Source organism: Stenotrophomonas sp. I18B00994, from assembly GCF_014145825.1.
Lineage (GTDB): Bacteria > Pseudomonadota > Gammaproteobacteria > Xanthomonadales > Xanthomonadaceae > Stenotrophomonas > Stenotrophomonas maltophilia.
The window spans coordinates 319,148-339,054 of the sequence record NZ_JACIUW010000003.1; the positions used below are offsets into that span (position 1 = coordinate 319,148).

Genomic DNA, 19,907 nt, shown 5'->3' on the forward strand with positions numbered 1-19,907 from the left:
GGAGGCGACCATGTTCAAGCTGATCATTGAAACAGCGGTGCGCCACCGCTGGCTGGTGGTGTTCATGGCGGCGCTGATTGCTGCGGTGGGCCTGTTCCAGCTGGGCAAGCTGCCGATCGACGCGGTGCCGGACATCACCAACCGACAGGTGCAGATCAACACGGTGGCACCGGCGCTGACCCCGGAGCAGATCGAGCGGCAGGTGACCTATCCGCTGGAAACCGCGCTGGCCGGCATTCCCGGCCTGACCACCACGCGTTCACTGTCGCGCAATGGCTTCTCGCAGGTCACCGCGATCTTCACCGATGCGACCGACATCTACTTCGCGCGCCAGCAGGTGGCCGAACGCATGCGCGAGGCATCGGAAGACTTGCCCGATGGCGCGTCGCCGATGCTGTCGCCGGTTACCACCGGCCTCGGCGAAGTGCTGATGTGGACCGTGGACTTCACCACGTTCGATCCGGCCAGGCTGGCCAAGCCGGGTGAAGCCGGCTGGCAGGCTGGCGAGGTCTACCGCACGCCGGAAGGCAATCTGCTGCGCACGCCGGAAGAACGTGCCACCTACCTGCGTACCGTGCAGGACTGGATCATCGCGCCGCAGATGCGTTCCAGCCCGGGGCTGGCCGGCGTCGATACGGTCGGTGGCTACGTCAAGGAATATGGCGTGCATCCGGACAGCGCCCGGCTGGCCGCGCACGGCCTCGGCCTGGCCGACCTGGTCACCGCCCTGCAGCGTTCCAACGTGCAGGCCGGTGCCGGTTTCGTGCAGCGCGCCGGCGAAGGACTGGTGGTGCGTGCCGATGGCCTGGCGCTGACCACCGAGGATCTGGCACAGGCCCCGGTGGCGACCCGCAATGGCGTGGTGGTGCGCGTGGCCGATGTGGCCGAGGTCGAGCTGAGCCGCGCGCCGCGCCTGGGTGCGGCCAGCCGCAACGGCCATGAAGCCGTGCTGGGTACCGCGCTGATGATTGCCGGCGGCAACAGCCGCACCGTGGCGCAGGCAGCTGCGGCGCGCCTGGAACAGGTGAACAAATCGCTGCCGGCCGACATCGTGGCCGCGCCGGTGCTGGACCGCAGCGTGCTGGTCAATTCCACCATCAAGACCGTGGCCAGGAACCTCACCGAGGGCGCGCTGCTGGTGGTGGTGGTGCTGTTCCTGCTGCTGGGCAACCTGCGTGCAGCAACGATCACCGCGCTGGTGATTCCACTGTCGTTCCTGTTCGCAGTGATCGGCATGAACCGCTTCGGCATCAGCGGCAACCTGATGAGCCTGGGTGCGCTGGACTTCGGCATCCTGGTGGACGGTGCGGTGATCGTGGTCGAGTCGACGCTGCTGATGCTGGGCCAGCGCCGCGCCGAACTGGGCCGTGCGTTGACCGCGATGGAGCGGCTGCGCGTGGCCGCCGATTCGGCGATGAAGATGGCGCGCCCTGCGGCCTTCGGCCAGCTGATCATCCTGCTGGTGTTCGCGCCGATCCTCACGCTGGAAGGTGTGGAGGGCAAGACCTTCCACCCGATGGCGGCGACCTTCATGCTGGCCCTGGTCGGTGCCTTCATCTTCTCCTTCACCTTCGTGCCGGCGATGGCCGCGCTGCTGGTGCGCGAGCCCAAGGTGAAGGACGGCGATACGCATGCCGAAGATGGCGAGCACGAGACGAAGCTGATCCGCGTGCTGCGTGCACGCATCGAACCGGTGGTGCGCAAGGCCGTGGCGCATCCGCGCACGGTGCTGGCAGCTGCGGTGATGATGGTGGTGGTGGGCATCGGCGCGTTCTCGCTGCTGGGCCGCGAGTTCATGCCGACGCTGGACGAAGGCAACGTGGCGATGCAGGCCCTGCGCGTGCCGTCGACCTCACTCGAGCAGTCGCTGGCGATGCAGCTCGCGCTGGAGAAAGCGATCGCCAAGCAGCCGGAAGTGGAAACCGTATTCTCGCGCACCGGTACCGCCGAGGCGGCCATCGACCCGATGCCGACCAACATCTCCGACAGCGTGATCGTGCTGAAGCCGCGCAAGGACTGGCCTGATCCGAAGCTGGACAAGGAGGCACTGGTGGCGCGCTTCGAGAAACTGGCCGGGCAGCAGCTGGGCAACAGCTTCGAGTTCAGCCAGCCGATCGAGCTGCGCTTCAACGAGCTGATTTCCGGCGTGCGTACCGACCTGGCGGTGATGATCTTCGGCGATGACTTCAGCCAGCTGCAGAAGGTGGCCGACCAGGTGGCGCTGAAGCTGCGTGCGGTGAACGGCGCGGCCGACGTGCGGGTGGAACAGATCTCCGGCCTGCCTACACTCAACGTGGCGATCGACCACGTGGCGGCGGCGCAGTACGGCCTGACCGCCGCAGACGTCAGTGATGCACTGTCCACCGGCATTGGTGGCACCGCGGCGGGCAAGATCTTCGAAGGTGATCGCCGCTTCAACGTGGTGGTGCGGCTGGACGATGCCTCGCGCAACGATCCGGACCAGCTGGCCTCGCTGCCGATCGCCACGCCATCGGGGTTGGTGATTCCGTTGTCGTCGGTGGCCCGCATCACGGTGAGCGAAGGGCCGAACCAGATCAGCCGCAACAACGGCAGCCGCCGCGTAGTGGTGCAGGCCAACGTGCGCGGTCGCGACCTGGGCGGCTTCGTCGGCGAGGCGCAGTCCGCGGTGGCCGACGTGGCACTGCCGCCGGGTGCCTACCTGACCTGGGGTGGCCAGTTCGAGAACCTGCAGCGCGCGGAGAAGCGGCTGGCGACGGTGGTACCGGTAGTGTTCCTGCTGATCGGCAGCCTGCTGTTCATGGCCCTGCGCAGCGGCAAGGAAGCCATTCTGGTGTTCAGCTGCGTACCGTTGGCGCTGGTCGGCGGCATCCTCGCACTGCTGCTGCGTGGCATGCCGTTCTCGGTGTCGGCGGCGGTCGGCTTCATCGCCGTCTCCGGCGTGGCGACCTTGAACGGCCTGGTGCTGATGCAGGCGATCCGCGAACGCCTGGATGCCGGTGACCTGCCGCTGCAGGCAGCGATCAACGGTGCCTCCAGCCGCATCCGCGCGGTGCTGACCACGGCGCTGGTGGCGATCGTCGGCTTCATTCCGATGGCGATTGCCAGCGGTTCCGGTGCGGAAGTGCAGAAGCCGTTGGCGACGGTGGTGATCGGTGGCTTGATCACCGCCACCGTGCTGACCCTGCTGGTGCTGCCGACCTTCGCGGCGCGGGTAGCCAAGCCGCGGGCGGTGGGGTGAAAGACCACGGGGTCGGATCCTGTGATCCGACCCCGTTTCCCGGTCCGAGGTAGTGCCGGCCGCTGGCCGGCAATGTCGAACGATCGCGGTGCGTGCAGGTTGCCGGCCAGCGGCCGGCACTACCCGGTAACGGTCAGGCCTTCTTGCGTTCGGCGATGTAGGCCTGGATCTGCTGTTCCAGCACCGGCAGCGGCACCGAGCCCTGCTTGAGCAGGGTGTCGTGGAAGCCCTTGATGTCGAACTTGTCGCCCAGTTCCTTCTCGGCCTGCGCGCGCAGGCGCACGATGGCGATCTCGCCCAGCTTGTAGCTCAGCGCCTGGCCCGGCCAGGAAATGTAGCGGTCCACTTCGGTGGTCACTTCATGCTCGCTCAGCGCGGTGTGGTCACGCAGGTAGGCCAGCGCCTGCTCGCGGGTCCAGCCCTTGCTGTGCACGCCGGTGTCGATCACCAGGCGCGTGGCGCGCCACATCTCGTAGGTCAGGCGGCCGAAATCCTCGTAGGGGGTTTCGTAGATGCCCATCTCCACGCCCAGCTTCTCGCAGTACAGCGCCCAGCCTTCGCCATAGGCGGAGATGTAGGCGTTGCGGCGGAACTCGGGCAGGTTCTTCTGTTCGGCGGCGATCGCGCCCTGCAGCGCGTGGCCCGGATCGGACTCATGCAGCGTCAGTGCCGGCAGGTTGTACAGCGGGCGCGACGGCAGGTTGTAGGTATTGAGCCAGTAGGTGCCCATGCCACCACGGCCGGCGGTCCAGAACGGCGCGATATCCGGCGGCACCGGCACGATGGTGAAGCGCGCGCGCGGCAGCGTCATGTACTTGCCGAGCTGGCCGTCCGCCCGCTTGGAGATCCACGCGGCACGCGACAGCAGCTCTTCCGGCGTCTTGGCATAGAACTGCGGATCGGTACGCAGGAAGGTCAGGAACTCGGCGAAGCTGCCCTTGAACTTCACCTGCTTGATGATGTCGTTCATTTCCTTCTGGATGCGTGCGACTTCATCCAGGCCGATGCGATGGATCTCGTCCGGCGACAGGTCCAGCGTGGTGTATTCGTGGATCTGCTGCTTGTAGTACGCCTTGCCATCAGGCATCGCTTCGGCGGCCAGGGTGGTGCGCGCCTGCGGCACGTACTCCTTGACGAAGAAGGTGCGCAGCTGCTGGAACGCCGGCACCACCTTGCCGCTGATCGCTTCACGCGCCTGCGCCTGCAGCCTGGCCTGCTCGGCGGCCGGGATGGTGGTGGGCAGCTTCTTGAACGGCGCGTACAACGGCGATCCGGTCGGGTCCTTCAGCTCGGCGACGGTGGCGATGGACACTTCGCGGCCATCGAGCACGGCACGCGGCACGCTGAAGCCACGCTTCAGGCCGGCACGCATGTTCTCGGTCTGCTGGCCGAAGTAACGCGGCACATCGTTCAGCCGTGCGATGTAGTTCTGGTAGTCCCGCACGGTCTTCATCTCGCGCCGGGCCATGAAGGACAGGTTGGACCAGAACGAGGAGTCGGCGTTGAACGGCATCTCGTAGCCGCGCAGGCGCGTCTCTTCGGCCAGGTTGAACACCTGGTCGTGGTAGATCGCGTAGTTGACCTGGTTGTCGGGCGACAGGGTCTTCGGGTCGATCTTCTTCAGCGCGGCGAGGGTCTCGTCCCACACCTTCAGGCGCGCCTGCTGCGCGGCCGGGCCGACATCGGGCATGCGGGTGGCATTGGCCGGCGCGTCTTCGTCCTCGCTGGCCTCACCGCCGCCCTGCTGGCGCCACTTCCATTCCTTCTCGTACAGCGCGCGGAAGGCGGCATCGGCGGGCGATTCGGTGGCCACGCTGGCCGGTGCGGCGGTGGCAGGGGGCACGGCAAGGGCCACGGCGGGCGCGGACAGGGCAATCAGCAGGGCAACGGCAAGACGGGTTTTCACGAGCACAGGTTCCCGGGAAGGCAGACCCCGATGATGGCACCGCCCACGGCCCGTGGCATGGGACGAAGGTCCTGCCTGCAGCGCAGGCAGGACCGGGAACCGACCGCAGGCCGGGGCCCCAGCGCCGAAGGCGCGTGGTAGAGCCGACTGTCAGTCGGCTGCTCTTCCGCCAGACGTGGCAAAGTCCGCGCGAAAGTCGACTGACAGTCGACTCCACCCACGGCAGGCAGGGCCGGGAACCGGCCGCCGAACATGCAGTAGATCCACGCCATGCGTGGATGCGTCGGGGATCCGAACCCGGGGCCTCAGTGACTGGCCTTGTCCCGCTTCCAGCCCCGGTGCTTGATGTCCAGCTGCAGGCTGTACAGCGCGGTGAACGCCGGGAACAGGTTCTGCAGCACGCCCACCGAGTCCTGCTTGGCCGAGAACAGGAAGTAGCTCAGCGTCATCAGGCTGCCGACCACGCTCATGTACCAGAACAGGCGCGGGATCACCGGCTTGCCCGCACGCTTGGACGCGATGAACTGGACCAGCCAGCGGCCGCCAAACATCAGCGCGCCGGTATAGCCGATCAGCTTCCAGCCGGTCACATGCAGGCCGGTCCAGTACAACCAGGTCAGCGGCTGGTCGAGCCAGTGCAGCTCCAGATCCATCAACGCTCCTCCACTGCGGTGCGCTTGCTGCGGGTGATCAGCCACGCCACGCCGCGCAGGTCACGGATGCCGACCAGTGCACGGCCCAGGTTGTTGTACTTGGACACGCCGGCGGTACGGTGGCGGTGGTTGACCGGCACGCTGGTGGTCTTCCAGCCGGCACGCTGCATCAGCGCGGGCAGGTAGCGGTGCATGTGGTCGAAGTACGGCAGGTCGAGGAACGCGCTGCGCTCGAACAGCTTGATGCCGCAGCCGGTATCGGGCGTATCGTCGCGCAGCATGCGTGCGCGGATGGCGTTGGCCCACTTGCTGGCCCAGCGCTTGCTGCCGCTGTCCTGGCGGTTGACCCGCCAGCCGGCGAACAGCTTCACCTGCGCCTCGGCGGCATCGCGCGCGGCCAGCAGCTTGGGAATGTCGGCCGGATCGTTCTGGCCATCGCCATCCAGGGTCGCGATCCACGGCGCACGTGCGTGCTTGACGCCGGTGCGCACGGCGGTGCTCTGCCCGCTCTGGTTCACATGGTGCAGCACCCGCAGTTCCGGCGTGGTCGCCTTCAGCCCCTGCAGCACCGCCAGGGTGTCATCGCGCGAGTGATCGTCGATGTAGATGATCTCGAACGGCAGCCGGCCACGCAGTGCAGCGGTGATTTCGGCAACCAGCGGGGCGACGTTGTCGCGTTCGTTGAACACCGGGACGACAACGGAAAGCTCGGGTTGGCTCATAAGGCACTCGGCCAAAGGGGGACAAAGACCGCGCATTCTCCGAAGCCGAGGTTATCCGAAGATGAATCCGGCTGTGTGAGGATCCGACCTCAGGCGCGGTCGCCAAAATACTCGCGGCACCACTGCACGACGGGGGGCAACCCTTCTTCGATCGGGGTCACCGCGTCGAAGCCGAATGCGTCATGGGCGCGCCGGGTATCGGCCATCGTGCGCACCATGTCGCCCGGCTGCATCGGCTTGTAGACCTTCTGCGCGGGGCGACCGGCGGCCTGCTCGATCACGCTGATGAAGCGCTCCAGCTCGACCGGCGTATGGTTGCCGAGGTTGAACACCCGGTGCGGTACCGGACCATCGGCCGGATGCGCGAGCGCGCCGAGGATACCCGACACGATGTCGGAGACATGTGTGAAATCACGCTGCATGCGGCCCTCGTTGAACACGTCGATCGGCCGCCCGGCCAGCACCGCACGCGAGAACAGCAGCGGTGCCATGTCCGGCCGGCCCCACGGGCCATACACGGTGAAGAAGCGCAGGCCGGTGGCATGCAGGCCGTACAGCTGCGCGTAGGTGTAGGCCATCAGCTCGTTGGCCGCCTTGGTCGCCGCGTACAGCGAGCGCGGCTGGTCCACGCGCTGGTCCTCGGAGAACGGCGGCGTGGCCGAATCACCGTAGACCGAGCTGCTGGAGGCATACACCAGGTGCTGCACGCCACGGTGACGGCACAGTTCGAGCATGTTGACGAAGCCGACCAGGTTGCTGTCGACGTAGGCGTGCGGGTTTTCCAGCGAATAGCGCACGCCGGCCTGCGCGGCCAGGTGGATCACCGCAGTCGGCTTCACCTCGTCGAACAGTGCCGCCAGGCCCTGCTGGTCGGTCAGGTCCAGGGTGCGCAGGTCCAGCGCCGGGCACAGCGCAGCCACGCGGTCGCGCTTGATCTGCGGGTCATAGTAGTCGTTGAAGTTGTCCAGGCCGACCACGGGCTGGCCGGCCTCCAGCAGCGCGCGGGCGGTGTAGGCACCGATGAAGCCGGCAGCGCCGGTGAGCAGGATGGTCATGACAGGGGCCTGGAAACGAAGTTCAGGCCCCTGATGTTACCGGTCTCAGAACAAACCGAAACGCTTCTTCGCCACGTTGGTGCGGGCGGGTTCGATCACGTCCTGGATGTTCTTCGCATCGAAGCGGTCGAGCAGCACCTCGGCGCCCTTCCTCAGCTTCAGGTCCATCTCTTCCGGGTACAGCGGAACCAGGCTCATGAAGCTGATGGTCCTGCCGTCCTCCAGCGCCAGCGTGGCGAAGTCCTCCGGGGCGGTCACCGGCGACAGCACGATGGCACCGTCGAAACCCACACCCGGCGCGTAGGGCTCGCTGGGATGGCCGTTGGGAATGGTGTGGCCGAAGCCCAGCCAGGTGTCGTACTCGTGCGGCAACCGTGCCATGCCCTTCAGCAGGCGCACCGGCCAGTAATTGCGCTCGTCCTCGAAGGCGTCCTGGGAGATCGGCCAGTCGGCCGGCAGGGTCACCATCAGTTCCATGTAGCGCGGCACGTCCGCGTCCACCTCGGCGGGCACGGTCATCGGCAGGTCGCTCATGCCGGAGGTGACCAGGCGCAGGTACGGGCAGTGGTCATTGGCCGGCACCACGTGCACGTCGATGTGCACCAGGTCGGAGATGATCTCGTGGAAGACACCGGACACCGGGCCCAGATGGCGTTCGAGGTGGGCGCTGATCGCCTCGATGTGCTGTTCTTCGCCGATGGCGGGCACGAAGTCCTTTTCGCGGCGATGTACCAGTATCTGGGTGCCGTCCGGGCTGACGTCCTCGTATTCGTTGCTCATGTCCTGTTCCCTGGATGAGGCCACGGACCGGAGAGCAGTGCATCCCCGGCACGCGCGGCGGTGCGTTCCCTGTCATCTGCAGGACGCGGCGGGAACAGGCCGCACCCCCTGGCGCTGCGCCGGGCTCAGCCCTGGCGCGTACGCAGCTTTTCCAGCACGCCGTCCAGGGTATCCAGATCGGTGTAGTGGATGATCAGCTTGCCCTTGCCGCCCCGGCCGTGGTTGATCGCCACCTTGGCACCCAGTGCTTCGGACAGTTCGGTTTCCAGCGAGGCGATGTCGGCCTGCTGCACCTTCGGCGTCGCCACCGGGCGGTTGCTCGGCACCTTGCCGGCGGCGAAGGCCTGCGCACGGCGCTCGACCTCGCGCACCGACCAGCCTTCATCGGCCGCTTCCTGCGCCAGCTTGCCAGCCAGCTCGGGAGCCAGGGTCAGCAGCGCGCGGGCGTGGCCCATTTCCAGGCGGCGGGTTTCCAGCAGCAGCCGGATCGCCACCGGCAGCTCCAGCAGGCGCAGCAGGTTGGACACCGCCGCGCGCGAGCGGCCGACGGCCTCGGCGGCCTCGGCATGGGTCAGGGTGAACTCGCTGATCAGGCGCTGCAGCGCCTCGGCTTCTTCCAGCGGATTGAGGTCTTCGCGCTGGATGTTCTCGATCAGCGCCATCGCGATGACGGTGCGGTCTTCCAGCTCGCGCACCACCACCGGCACTTCGTCCAGGCCGGCCAGCTGCGATGCGCGCCAGCGGCGCTCACCGGCGACGATTTCGTAGTTGCCTGCCGGCAGCTGGCGCACCAGGATCGGCTGGATCACGCCCTGCGACTTGATCGAGTCGGCCAGCTCGGAAAGCTTGCCCTCGTCCATCTCGCGGCGCGGCTGGTACTTGCCCGGCTGCAGCTGGCCGACCGGCAACTTGCGCAGCACTTCACCCGGCAGCGGTTCGATCACCGCAGCGGTGGCCTGCACCTGGCTGACCGCGCCTTTCGGGCCCAGCAGCGCGTCCAGGCCACGGCCGAGGCCTCGCTTCTTGGCTGCCGGCTTGCTGCTGGTCATCAGACGGTCTCCACGGCCTTGGCGGCCTTGTTGCGTTCGTTGTTGCGGCGGATGATCTCGCCGGCCAGGCCCAGGTAGGCCACGCCACCGCGCGAGGCGCGGTCGTAGCCGACGATGCTCTGGCCATGGCTGGGCGCCTCGGCCAGGCGCACGTTGCGCGGCACGATGGTGCGGAACACGCGGTCGCCGAAGTGCTCGGTGAGCTCGGCCGACACTGCGTTGGCCAGGTTGTTGCGCACGTCGAACATGGTGCGCAGCACGCCTTCGATCTCCAGCGCCGGGTTCAGGCTGGTGCGCAGCGCTTCGATGGTTTCCACCAGCGCACTCAGGCCTTCCAGTGCGTAGTACTCGCACTGCATCGGCACGATCACCGAATCGGCGGCGGCCAGCGCGTTGAGCGTCAGCAGCGACAACGCCGGCGGGCAATCGATCAGGATGTAGTCGTACTCGTCGCGGATCGGCGCCAATGCGCGCTTCAGGCGCTGCTCGCGCTCGCTCTGGCCCATCAGCTGGATCTCGGCGGCGGTCAGGTCGATGTTGCCCGGCAGCAGGTCGTAGCCTTCGGCGGTCTGCACGCGCACATCGGCGGCGCTGTTCTCGCCCAGCAGCAGATCGCAGGTGGAGGCCGCCAGCTCACGCTTGTCCACGCCGCTGCCCATGGTCGCGTTGCCCTGCGAGTCCAGGTCGACCAACAGCACGCGCTTGGGTGCGTTGGCCAGGGAAGCGGCCAGGTTGACGGCGGTCGTGGTCTTGCCGACGCCACCCTTCTGGTTGGCGATGGCGATGATGCGGGCCATGCGGGTGTGCCTCGTCGACGGATGGTTGGGACCGGTCATTATGCGTACAACCGGCCCCTTGCGGAAATCGTGGATCGCCAACCCGTTGTTCCACAAAGGGCTGGCGGCGGGAATCAGGAACCTGTAACGGTGACCAGGTGGCGTTCGCCGGCCAGGCCGGGCACGCTCAGCGGGGTCACCTCACGCACCTGCCAGCCAGCCGGCAGTTCCGCGATCTCCTCATGCGGGTAGACACCCTTCATGGCCAGCAGCACGCCACCGGGGCGCAGCAGATGGCCACCGACACGGACGATGCCGGCCAGGGTATCCATTGCGCGCGCGGTCAGCTGGTCGTAACGACCGGCCTCGTCCAGCGCTTCGGCCCGCGATTCGGCCACGCGGGCGTTGCCCAGGCCGAGCTGGCGCACGGCCTCGCGCATGAAGCGCGCCTTCTTGCCGTTGCTCTCCACCAGGGTGACCTGCAGGCCCGGGCAGGCGATCGCCAGCGGGATGCCGGGCAACCCGGGGCCGGTACCGAGGTCGGCCAGGCTGCCATCAGCCACGAACGGCTGCATCGCCAGCGAATCGAGCAGGTGGCGGGTAACCATCTCCTGCGGGTCGCGGATGGCGGTGAGGTTGTAGGTGCCGTTCCAGCGGTGCAGCAGGGCCAGGTAGCGCAGCAGCGGCGGCGCCAGCGCGGCGTCCAGGCCCATGCTGGCCAGGCCCTGTTCCAGCGTGGCAGCCACGCTGGCGGGAAGTGGGTGTTCGCTCATGCCGCCATTATCGCCGGTTTTGCGCACTGATTCCCCGCTTCAGTGCGGATACCAGGCCAACGCCGCACGGAACTGGCCGGTGGCCTGCCATTCGTGCAGGTGCCAGCGCGCGGCCTCGCCCAGCTCCGGGTCGCACCAGCGCAGGTGCAGGGCGCCATCGGCCCCCGGCGCCAGCTGCAGGCGGTGCAGCCCGAACGAGATGCCCTGCCCGTGCGCCTTCAGGATCGCCTCCTTGACGCACCATACGCGGAAGAACCAGTGCTCGCGGTCGGCCTCGTCCAGGCGTTCCAGCCAGGCCACCTCCTGCGGGTGGAAGAAGCGCCGCACGATTTCCAGAAGACGCGGCCGCGGCCGCAGCAGTTCCAGGTCCACGCCCAGCCGCACGCCTTCGCCCAGCGCCACCAGCAGCACCTCACCGCTGTGGCTCCAGCCGGTCCCGTAGTGGGCCAACGGGCCGCTCAGCTCCGGCCGGCCCTTGTCGTCACGGACCAGTGGCAGCGTCTGCGGATCGGTGCCCAGCGCCTGCGCCAGTACCTGCCGGGCCTGCGGTTCACCGCGCTGGCCCGGCACGTGCGGACGCCGCCAGACCGTTACCGGACCGAAGCGCCACGGGCCGTCGAGGGTGGCTGGCAGGCTCATCCGCACGCGCCCGTCACGCAATTGCACGACGGGTTCACAGCCCTGCGCGTCAACTGGTCACAGTTCCCCACCGGAGGTTCGATCATGGGCATCATCATCTGGCTGATCGTCGGCGGCATCGTAGGCTGGCTGGCCAGCATCATCATGAAGCGCGATGCCCAGCAGGGCATCATCCTCAACATCGTGGTCGGCATCGTCGGCGCGCTGATTTCCGGCTGGCTGTTCGGCGGCGGCATCAACGAAGCGATCACCATCCGCACCTTCCTGTTCTCGCTGATCGGCGCGGTGATCCTGCTGGCGATCGTCAACCTGTTCACCCGCAAGAGCATACGGTGATCTGAGGGTAGTGCCGGCCACTGGCCGGCAGATGTTCCAGAACGGGCCCGGCAATCGTCGGGCCCTGTTCGTTCAACCGATCTGCACCCAGGCCGGCGCATGGTCGCTCGGGCGTTCCCAGGTGCGCGGCTCGCGGTCGATGCCCGAGGCCACCGCGCTGCCCTTCAACGCATCGGAGACCAGGGTCAGGTCGATGCGCAGGCCCAGGTTGCGGCGGAAGCCGGCGGCACGGTAATCCCACCAGCTGAAGGTGCCCGCCTCGTCGTTGTGCAGGCGGAAGCCATCGTGCAGACCCAGCTGCAGCAGCTTGTTGAGCGCGCCGCGCTCGGCGGTGGAGGTCAGGATGTGGTTGTCGTTCCACACCTCCGGGTCGTGCACATCGCGCGCGTCCGGGGCGATGTTGAAGTCACCCATCACGATCAGCTTCGGATGCCGCTGCAGTTCTTCGGCGATCCAGGCATGCACCGCTTCCAGCCAGCGCAGCTTGTAGTCGTACTTGTCGGTGCCGATGTCCTGGCCATTGACCACGTACAGGTTGATCACCCGCAGGTCGCCGAAGGTACCGGCAATGACGCGCTTCTGTTCGTCCTCGAAGCCGGGAATGCCGATCTGCACGTCCTGCGCCGGCTCACGCGACAGCAGCGCCACGCCGTTGTAGGTCTTCTGGCCGGCGAACACGCTGCGGTAGCCGGCGGCGATCAGCGCAGAATCGGGGAACTTGTGGTCCTCCAGCTTGGTTTCCTGGATACCGACGATGTCCGGGCCGAACTCCCTGAGCCACTGCTCCAGGTGCGGCAGGCGGACATTGAGCGAATTGACGTTCCACGAGGCGATCTTCATGCGGGCATTCTACCCGGGTGCGCTTGGCACGCGTGCCACCCCAGGTGGGCACCCGCCGGTAGTGCCGGCCGCTGGCCGGCAACCCCATGAACCGCCGGCAAGACCCCGCAGTTGCCGGCCAGCGGCCGGCACTACCGAAGCAGCAGCTTCAACAACCCCGCAATCTTCGAATACGGCGGCCGCAGCCGGTCGCTGGCGGCCCAGCGCGACTGCCACAGCACCGGCAGCCGCTTGCTCATCGCATCGAACCCGGCCCGGCCGTGGTACGCGCCCATGCCGCTGGCCCCTACCCCGCCAAACGGCAATCCATCGGCGGCGAAGTGCAGCAGCGTGTCGTTCACCGTCACCCCGCCGGCCACCACCTGACCGAGGATGCGTTCCACCGTCGCCGTGTCATGACTGAAGGGATACAGTGCCAGCGGCCGGTCACGGGACAACACGTCGGCCAGCGCCGCCTCCAGATCTGGATAGGCCCGCACCGGCAGGATCGGCCCGAAGATCTCCTCGCGCATCAGGTCCAGGTCGTCCGGCGGGTCCAGCACCACGGTCGGCACCAGCAGGCGCTCGCGGTCGGCGCACGCCTCATCCACCTGCGCCAGCGGAATCACCGGCACGCCGCGTTGCCGCGCCTGTGCCAGATAGCCCTGCAGGCGCCGGTACTGGCCTTCATTGATGATGCGGGTGTAGTCGTCGGCATCGCTGAAGTCGCCATAGCGCTCGCGCACCTGCTGCTGCAGCGCCTGTACGAACTCGCGCTGGCGCACGGTGTCGATCAGCACGTAATCCGGCGCGATGCAGGTCTGCCCGGCGTTGAACCATTTCCCGGTGGCGAGCCGCGCGGCGGCTTTGTCCAGCGGGAAATCGCGGCAGACAATCGCCGGCGACTTGCCGCCCAGCTCCAGCGTGACCGGCACCAGATGTTCGGCTGCGGCCGCCATCACCTTGCGGCCAACAGCCGTCGAGCCGGTGAACAGCAGATGGTCCAGCGGCAGCGAGGACACCGCCGCCGCCACATCCGCCCCACCCTGCACCACCGCCACGCGATCGGGCGGGAACACACTGGCCAGCAGATCGGCCAGGAATGCACTGGTGCGTGGTGTGTGTTCCGAGGGCTTCAGCAACACATGGTTGCCGGCGGCAATCGCGGTGGCCAGCGGCACCAGCGCCAGCGTAACCGGGTAATTCCAGGGCGAGATCACCCCGACCACGCCCAGCGGCGTCGGCCGCAGCTGCGCACGCGCCGGCCACAGCTTCCAGCCTGCACCTACCCGCTGCGGCTTCGACCAGCGCCGCAGGTGGCGGCGCAGGTGATCGATGGCCGACAGCACGCTCATGCCATCGGCCAGCTTCGATTCCACGTGGGCGCGATGGCCGAAATCCTCGGCGATGGCCTGCGCCATTTCGTCCAGGCGTGGCTTCAGCGCCTCGCGCAGGCGGCGCAGGTCAGCTTCGCGCTGGTCCAGCGACGGGCGCTGCGACTGCCAGGCGCTGCGCAGGGTGTGCAGGAGGGCGGGGAGGTCTTCCGGCGTAGTGGCGGTCATGGGCCGACTATACGGGGTGCTGCGCGACGCAAAGGTAGTGTCGGCCGCTGGCCGGCAAGGGCTTCATGTCCGCGGAGATTCATGAGGTTGCCGGCCAGCGGCCGGCATTACCGGATTGCGAGCCGAGTGGGCACGCCCCACAAACAGAAAGACCGCGGTCTGCACCGCGGCCCTTGAAACCCGGTGGGTGCCGACCGTTGGTCGGCACACCGGTTACTTGGTGATATCCACGTCCTTGGTCTCACGCAGGAACAGGCCGCCGATCACCACCGACATCAGCGCGATGATGATGGGGTACCACAGGCCGTAGTAGAGGTTGCCGGTACCGGCCACCAGCGCGAACGAGATCGCCGGCAGGAAGCCACCGAACCAGCCGTTGCCGATGTGGTACGGCAGCGACATCGAGGTGTAGCGGATGCGGGTCGGGAACAGTTCGACCAGGTAGGCGGCGATCGGGCCGTAGACCATGGTCACGTACAGCACCAGCAGCCACAGCATGAAGATGGTGCCGGCGATGTTGATGCGGGCGCCATCGGCCTTGGCCGGGTAGCCGGCAGTGGTCAGGGCGGTCTTCAGTTCCGCACCGAACGCGTCAGCCTTGGCCTTGCCTTCTTCCTTGGTCAGGCCGGCGGCCTCATACGAGGTGACGCTGGCGCTGCCCACGTTCACCATCGCCAGCGAACCGGCGGCGGCGGGCTGCACGTCGTACGGCACACCGGCCTTGGTCAGTGCGGCGGTGGCCACGTCGCAGGAGCTGGTGAACTTGCGTAGGCCAACCGGATCGAACTGGAACGAGCAGGTAGCCGGATCGGCCACGACCAGGGCCGGCGAGCTGCTGCGGGCTTCTTCGATGGCCGGGTTGGCGAAGTGGGTCAGGCCCTTGAAGATCGGGATGTAGGTGATGGCCGCCAGCAGGCAGCCGGCCAGGATGATCTTCTTGCGGCCGATGCGGTCGGACAGCCAGCCGAAGAAGATGAAGAACGGCGTGCCCAGTGCCAGCGCTGCGGCGATCAGCAGGTAGGAGGTGGTGGCATCGACCTTCAGCATGCTGCTGAGGAAGAACAGCGCGTAGAACTGTCCGCCGTACCAGACCACGGCCTGGCCAGCCGCTGCACCGAGCAGGACCAGCAGCATCAGCTTCAGGTTGCCGCCCTTCAGGCTGTCGCGGAACGGGGTCTTGGAGCCCTTGCCTTCAGCCTTCATCTGCTGGAACAGCGGCGATTCGCTCAGCTGCAGGCGGATCCATACCGAAATGCCCAGCAGCAGGATCGAGACCAGGAACGGAATGCGCCAGCCCCAGGCTTCGAAGGCCTCGTTGCCCAGCGTCATGCGGCAGGCCAGGATGATCAGAAGCGACAGGAACAGGCCGAGCGTGGCGGTGCACTGGATGAAGCTGGTGTACAGGCCACGCTTGTCGTCCGGCGCGTGCTCGGCCACGTAGGTGGCGGCACCGCCGTACTCGCCGCCCATCGCCAGGCCCTGGGCCAGGCGCAGGATGATCAGGATCACCGGTGCGGCGAAACCGATCGAGGCGTAGTTGGGCAGCACGCCGACCAGGAAGGTCGAGATGCCCATGATCAGGATGGTGACCAGGAAGGTGTACTTGCGGCCGATGCGGTCGCCGAGGCTGCCGAAGAAGGCCGCGCCGAACGGACGCACGAAGAAGCCGGCGGCAAACGCCAGCAGGGCGAAGATCATGCCCGTGGTTTCATTGACGCCACTGAAGAACTGCTTGGCGATGATGGCCGCGAGCGAGCCGTACAGGAAGAAGTCATACCACTCGAACACCGTGCCGAGGCTCGATGCGAAGATGACCTTCTTGTGGCCCTTGGTCAGGGTGCCCGCCGCATTGTGCGGGCTGGATGCAGTGCTGGACATGGGACGTTTTCCCTCTGTAGATGCCGACCTTGGTCGGCATTCAATCTCGGTAGGTGCCGGCCGCTGGCCGGCACGCTCTTAGAAGCTGTACTTCGTAGTGAACTGCAATCGGGTGATGTCACCCTTGTTGCCGTTCTCCACTTCGCGACGGCCGTACATCAGCTCGGCGCCGATATCGACCTTGGGCAGCGGCGAGTAGAAGATGTTGCCGCGGATGCTCTGCACGCTCTTGGTCACCAGCGGGCCCAGGATGCTGTCGTTGTCGTAGTCGCTGCGCGCATAGATCAGGTTGGTGCGCAGCTTCGGCGAGAACGCATGCCGCCAGCCCACGTAGCCGGCCAGCACGCCGGTCGGGTTGAGCTCGTCGCGGGCCACGTCATAGGCGCTGTCGGCGGTGATGCCCAGACCGATGTAGCGGGCGATGCCTTCGCCGCCGGTCAGCTGGTAGTGCAGCGAATCGCTGTCGCCCATCACCCATTTGCCGCCCAGGGTCAGGCCGCCAGCCACCTTGTCGGCCTTGGCGCCGGTGGCCTGGTTGTCGACCTTCAGCTGACGGACGATGCCGCCGACACCGAAGGTGCCCCAGTCACCCTTCCAGCCATAGCGCAGGGTCAGGTCAGGCAGGCTGCCACGGTCGGAGTTGGCGCTGGTGTTGGTCCAGGCGCCGGTGACCGGGTTGCGGGTACCGGTAAGGGTGGTGGTTTCCGGGTTTTCCAGCGCGACGCTGAAGCCACCCTGGGTGTAGCGCACCTGGGCCTGGCGCACGAAGATCACGCCGTCGGTGGGCCCGACGAAGTCGACCGCTTCGGGCAGCGCGGCCGCGTCCATGAAGTTGGACCAGGTCTGGCCTGCCATCCAGTTGTTCCAGTACATGTAGGCGTGGCGCAGGGTCACACCGTAGGTATTGGTGGCGGTCTGGTTGCCCAGCGAGTTGCCGAAGAAGTCCATCTCGAAGAACGCACCGGCCTTGTTGCCCGATTCGCTCACGTTGTCGATGCCCAGGTTGAATCGCGAGAACTTGGCATGGGCGTTGAAGTCGGTGCCCGAACGCTTGCCGCTGCCGCCGGCGCCTTCCACCGGGGTCTGGCCCGGCAGGTACAGCGAGCGGCCGGTGGCGTCGTCGGCCAGCTGGCCATCGCTGGTCTGGGTGGCCAGGAAGTCGGCCTTGATGAAGCCGCCGATCTTGACCGTGGTACCCGGCGCGGCGCCCGGGGTGATGGTGGTGACCTGGATCGGCTGCTTGCCGGCCGGCACCGAAGCAACCGGCTTCTGCCCGGCCTGCACCGTGCGCACTTCGGTCACCGCCTGCTGGGTCTGGCTGATCTGGGTCTGTTGTTGTTGCTGCGAAGACAGCAGCAGCTGGACCTGGCGTTCCAGTTCGGCAACGCGTGCTTCCAGTGCCTTCTCTTTGGCGGTCTCAGCGAACGCCATGCCCGGTGCGACCAGGGCGACCAACAGGCAGGCCGCCAAAGGTGTGCGCACGGCTTTCAACGTACGGTGGCTCATGTTGCCCTCTCTCCCAAGTGGCAAGGTGATGCCGCGCGTGGGGCACGGTCGAGCCGAGACTGCGGGGCGATTATGTATAGCGGCTATTCGCCATTGGTCGAACCCGGCCCTGCTGGGCGCTCACTTTCGACCATGGTCTAACCAGAGTGGTGACGCGGCCGGGGGTGGATGGGGCAAACTGAGGGGGATCGGTCGCTGCGATGCTGCGACCGCACATACAAAGTCAACGTGCAAGTGAGGGTGCCATGGCTGATATCTACCCCGTCGATCCGCAGTTCGCCGCCAAGGCACGCATCGACAAGACGTCGTACGAACAGCAGTACCAGGCGTCGGTGACCGACCCGGATGGTTTCTGGGGCAAGGCCGCCGAGCGCCTGCAATGGATGCGCAAGCCGACCAGGATCAAGAACGTCAGCTACGACCTGTCCGACTTCCACATCAAGTGGTTCGAAGATGGCGAGCTCAATGCCAGCGTGAACTGCCTGGATCGCCAGCTGGAAACGCGCGGCGACAAGACCGCCCTGCTGTTCGAGCCGGACGGCCCGGATGCACCGGCCCAGCACGTGACCTACCGCGAGCTGTACGAGCGCACCTGCCGCCTCGGCAATGCACTGCGCAATCTCGGCGTCAAGAAGGGCGACCGCGTCACCATCTACCTGCCGATGATCGTCGACGCCGCCGTGGCCATGCTGGCCTGCGCGCGCATCGGTGCGATCCACTCGGTGGTGTTCGGTGGCTTCGCGCCGAACTCGATCGCCGACCGCGTCAGCGACTGCCAGAGCAAGCTGATCATCACCGCCGACGAGGGCCTGCGCGGTGGCCGCAGGATTCCGCTGAAGGCCAACGTTGATGCCGCGCTGAAGCTACCGGGCACCAATACCGTGGAAACCGTGCTGGTGGTGCGGCACACCGGCGGTGCGGTGGACATGCAGGCCCCGCGCGACCGCTGGTTCCACGATGTGGTGGACAGCCAGCCGGCCACCTGCGAACCGGAACGCATGAACGCGGAAGACCCGCTGTTCATCCTCTACACCTCCGGTTCCACTGGCAAGCCGAAGGGCGTGCTGCACACCACCGGCGGTTACCTGCTGTACGCGGCCTACACCCATGAAGCGGTGTTCGACCTGCGCGAGGACGACATCTACTGGTGCACCGCCGACGTCGGCTGGGTCACCGGCCACAGCTACATCGTGTACGGGCCGCTGGCCAACGGCGCGACCTCGCTGATGTTCGAAGGCGTGCCGAACTACCCGGACACCTCGCGTTTCTGGAACGTCATCGACAAGCACAAGGTGACCATCTTCTACACCGCCCCGACCGCCATCCGCGCGCTGATGCGCGAAGGCGAGGAGCCGGTGAAGAAGACCTCGCGCGCCTCGCTGCGCCTGCTCGGCAGCGTCGGCGAGCCGATCAATCCGGAAGCCTGGCGCTGGTACTACGAGGTGGTTGGCGACAGCCGCTGCCCGATCGTCGATACCTGGTGGCAGACCGAAACCGGCGGCATCCTGATCTCGCCGCTGGCCGGCGCGATGGATCTCAAGCCGGGGTCGGCCACCCTGCCCTTCTTCGGCGTGCAGCCGGCGCTGGTCAATGCCGATGGCGAGATCCAGGACGGCCCGACCGAGGGCAACCTGATCATCCGCGATTCCTGGCCGGGCCAGATGCGCACGGTGTACGGCGACCACCAGCGTTTCATCGATACGTATTTCCGTACCTACCCGGGCAGCTACTTCACCGGCGACGGTTGCCGACGCGACGAGGACGGCTACTACTGGATCACCGGCCGCGTCGACGATGTGATCAACGTGTCCGGCCACCGCATCGGCACCGCCGAAGTGGAAAGCGCGCTGGTTTCGCACCCGAAGGTGGCCGAGGCGGCCGTGGTCGGCTTCCCGCACGACGTCAAGGGCCAGGGCATCTACGCCTACGTCACCCTGGTGGCCGAAGAGGCACCGAGCGATGAGCTGCACAAGGAGCTGATTGCCTGGGTGCGCAAGGAGATCGGCCCGATCGCCACGCCCGACCACCTGCAGTGGGCACCGGGCCTGCCGAAGACCCGCTCGGGCAAGATCATGCGCCGCATCCTGCGCAAGATCGCCGAGAACGCGCCCGACCAGCTTGGCGACACCTCGACCCTGGCCGATCCGTCGGTGGTGGCGTCGCTGGTGGACGAACGCAAGGTGCGCTGACGTACGACCGGGGTCGGATCCCTTTCCGCAAGGAAAGGGCTCTG

Annotated in this window: 16 protein-coding genes; 3 read left to right on the forward strand and 13 right to left on the reverse strand. The window is 67.0% G+C overall.

Translation table 11 applies throughout. The features are described from left to right. Positions 1 to 10: 10 nt before the first annotated feature. Entirely contained in the window at positions 11 to 3,220 is a 3,210-nt protein-coding gene (locus H4O10_RS05165) for a CusA/CzcA family heavy metal efflux RND transporter (RefSeq protein ID WP_033835346.1), read from the forward strand. A 133-nt stretch (positions 3,221 to 3,353) separates the two neighbouring features. Here H4O10_RS05165 and H4O10_RS05170 read toward each other — a convergent pair whose 3' ends face one another. The 9 genes from H4O10_RS05170 to H4O10_RS05210 form a co-directional block, all read right to left on the reverse strand. Continuing rightward, on the reverse strand, positions 3,354 to 5,126 hold the full coding sequence (locus tag H4O10_RS05170) for a DUF885 family protein (RefSeq protein WP_111118623.1): 1,773 nt from the start codon (positions 5,124 to 5,126) through the stop codon (positions 3,354 to 3,356). 305 nt (positions 5,127 to 5,431) lie between these two features. Beyond that, a complete protein-coding gene (locus H4O10_RS05175) occupies positions 5,432 to 5,779 on the reverse strand; it encodes a lipid-A-disaccharide synthase N-terminal domain-containing protein (RefSeq protein WP_005414908.1) in 348 nt (115 codons plus the stop codon). Further along, positions 5,779 to 6,501, reverse strand: coding sequence for a glycosyltransferase family 2 protein (locus H4O10_RS05180; protein ID WP_033835348.1), 723 nt, complete (start codon positions 6,499 to 6,501; stop codon positions 5,779 to 5,781). Before H4O10_RS05180 ends, H4O10_RS05175 begins: the two co-directional genes overlap by 1 nt. Before the next feature lie 89 nt (positions 6,502 to 6,590). Then, positions 6,591 to 7,556 (reverse strand): NAD-dependent epimerase/dehydratase family protein, encoded by a 966-nt coding sequence (locus tag H4O10_RS05185; protein ID WP_005411650.1) that lies wholly within the window; start codon positions 7,554 to 7,556, stop codon positions 6,591 to 6,593. A 45-nt stretch (positions 7,557 to 7,601) separates the two neighbouring features. Continuing rightward, complete coding sequence (locus H4O10_RS05190) at positions 7,602 to 8,336, reverse strand: suppressor of fused domain protein (RefSeq protein WP_033835349.1); 735 nt, start codon at positions 8,334 to 8,336, stop codon at positions 7,602 to 7,604. A 125-nt stretch (positions 8,337 to 8,461) separates the two neighbouring features. Next, positions 8,462 to 9,385, reverse strand: a complete 924-nt coding sequence (locus H4O10_RS05195; RefSeq protein ID WP_033835350.1) for a ParB/RepB/Spo0J family partition protein — start codon at positions 9,383 to 9,385, stop codon at positions 8,462 to 8,464. Beyond that, positions 9,385 to 10,182 (reverse strand): ParA family protein, encoded by a 798-nt coding sequence (locus tag H4O10_RS05200; protein ID WP_005411653.1) that lies wholly within the window; start codon positions 10,180 to 10,182, stop codon positions 9,385 to 9,387. Before H4O10_RS05200 ends, H4O10_RS05195 begins: the two co-directional genes overlap by 1 nt. Before the next feature lie 113 nt (positions 10,183 to 10,295). Beyond that, positions 10,296 to 10,934, reverse strand: coding sequence for a 16S rRNA (guanine(527)-N(7))-methyltransferase RsmG (gene rsmG / locus H4O10_RS05205; protein ID WP_033835368.1), 639 nt, complete (start codon positions 10,932 to 10,934; stop codon positions 10,296 to 10,298). Positions 10,935 to 10,973: 39 nt separating this feature from the next. Beyond that, complete coding sequence (locus H4O10_RS05210; protein WP_033835351.1) at positions 10,974 to 11,573, reverse strand: 4'-phosphopantetheinyl transferase superfamily protein; 600 nt, start codon at positions 11,571 to 11,573, stop codon at positions 10,974 to 10,976. Between the two features lie 84 nt (positions 11,574 to 11,657). Here H4O10_RS05210 and H4O10_RS05215 point away from each other — a divergent pair, with 84 nt between their 5' ends. Beyond that, complete coding sequence (locus tag H4O10_RS05215) at positions 11,658 to 11,909, forward strand: GlsB/YeaQ/YmgE family stress response membrane protein (protein WP_005411656.1); 252 nt, start codon at positions 11,658 to 11,660, stop codon at positions 11,907 to 11,909. Positions 11,910 to 11,981: 72 nt separating this feature from the next. Here H4O10_RS05215 and xth read toward each other — a convergent pair whose 3' ends face one another. The 4 genes from xth to H4O10_RS05235 form a co-directional block, all read right to left on the reverse strand. Further along, complete coding sequence (xth, locus tag H4O10_RS05220) at positions 11,982 to 12,749, reverse strand: exodeoxyribonuclease III (RefSeq protein ID WP_033835352.1); 768 nt, start codon at positions 12,747 to 12,749, stop codon at positions 11,982 to 11,984. A gap of 131 nt (positions 12,750 to 12,880) precedes the next feature. Then, positions 12,881 to 14,290: a coniferyl aldehyde dehydrogenase gene (locus H4O10_RS05225; protein WP_033835353.1), complete on the reverse strand. Its 1,410-nt coding sequence runs from the start codon at positions 14,288 to 14,290 to the stop codon at positions 12,881 to 12,883. Positions 14,291 to 14,503: 213 nt separating this feature from the next. Continuing rightward, on the reverse strand, positions 14,504 to 16,168 hold the full coding sequence (locus H4O10_RS05230; protein ID WP_033835354.1) for an MFS transporter: 1,665 nt from the start codon (positions 16,166 to 16,168) through the stop codon (positions 14,504 to 14,506). 78 nt (positions 16,169 to 16,246) lie between these two features. Next, on the reverse strand, positions 16,247 to 17,674 hold the full coding sequence (locus H4O10_RS05235; RefSeq protein WP_005411660.1) for a DcaP family trimeric outer membrane transporter: 1,428 nt from the start codon (positions 17,672 to 17,674) through the stop codon (positions 16,247 to 16,249). Between the two features lie 245 nt (positions 17,675 to 17,919). Here H4O10_RS05235 and acs point away from each other — a divergent pair, with 245 nt between their 5' ends. Continuing rightward, positions 17,920 to 19,863: an acetate--CoA ligase gene (gene acs, locus H4O10_RS05240; RefSeq protein WP_005411661.1), complete on the forward strand. Its 1,944-nt coding sequence runs from the start codon at positions 17,920 to 17,922 to the stop codon at positions 19,861 to 19,863. The last annotated feature ends 44 nt before the right edge of the window (positions 19,864 to 19,907 follow it).

What these genes read in the sequence shown, in the direction of transcription:
- H4O10_RS05210 (WP_033835351.1), bottom strand. Translation starts at nt 11,573, where the DNA reads ATGAGCCTGCCAGCCACCCTCGACGGCCCGTGGCGCTTCGGTCCGGTA.
- H4O10_RS05230 (WP_033835354.1), bottom strand. Translation starts at nt 16,168, where the DNA reads ATGTCCAGCACTGCATCCAGCCCGCACAATGCGGCGGGCACCCTGACC.
- rsmG (WP_033835368.1), bottom strand. Translation starts at nt 10,934, where the DNA reads ATGAGCGAACACCCACTTCCCGCCAGCGTGGCTGCCACGCTGGAACAG.
- H4O10_RS05225 (WP_033835353.1), bottom strand. Translation starts at nt 14,290, where the DNA reads ATGACCGCCACTACGCCGGAAGACCTCCCCGCCCTCCTGCACACCCTG.
- xth (WP_033835352.1), bottom strand. Translation starts at nt 12,749, where the DNA reads ATGAAGATCGCCTCGTGGAACGTCAATTCGCTCAATGTCCGCCTGCCG.
- H4O10_RS05190 (WP_033835349.1), bottom strand. Translation starts at nt 8,336, where the DNA reads ATGAGCAACGAATACGAGGACGTCAGCCCGGACGGCACCCAGATACTG.
- H4O10_RS05195 (WP_033835350.1), bottom strand. Translation starts at nt 9,385, where the DNA reads ATGACCAGCAGCAAGCCGGCAGCCAAGAAGCGAGGCCTCGGCCGTGGC.
- H4O10_RS05185 (WP_005411650.1), bottom strand. Translation starts at nt 7,556, where the DNA reads ATGACCATCCTGCTCACCGGCGCTGCCGGCTTCATCGGTGCCTACACC.
- acs (WP_005411661.1), top strand. Translation starts at nt 17,920, where the DNA reads ATGGCTGATATCTACCCCGTCGATCCGCAGTTCGCCGCCAAGGCACGC.
- H4O10_RS05215 (WP_005411656.1), top strand. Translation starts at nt 11,658, where the DNA reads ATGGGCATCATCATCTGGCTGATCGTCGGCGGCATCGTAGGCTGGCTG.
- H4O10_RS05180 (WP_033835348.1), bottom strand. Translation starts at nt 6,501, where the DNA reads ATGAGCCAACCCGAGCTTTCCGTTGTCGTCCCGGTGTTCAACGAACGC.
- H4O10_RS05175 (WP_005414908.1), bottom strand. Translation starts at nt 5,779, where the DNA reads ATGGATCTGGAGCTGCACTGGCTCGACCAGCCGCTGACCTGGTTGTAC.
- H4O10_RS05165 (WP_033835346.1), top strand. Translation starts at nt 11, where the DNA reads ATGTTCAAGCTGATCATTGAAACAGCGGTGCGCCACCGCTGGCTGGTG.
- H4O10_RS05235 (WP_005411660.1), bottom strand. Translation starts at nt 17,674, where the DNA reads ATGAGCCACCGTACGTTGAAAGCCGTGCGCACACCTTTGGCGGCCTGC.
- H4O10_RS05200 (WP_005411653.1), bottom strand. Translation starts at nt 10,182, where the DNA reads ATGGCCCGCATCATCGCCATCGCCAACCAGAAGGGTGGCGTCGGCAAG.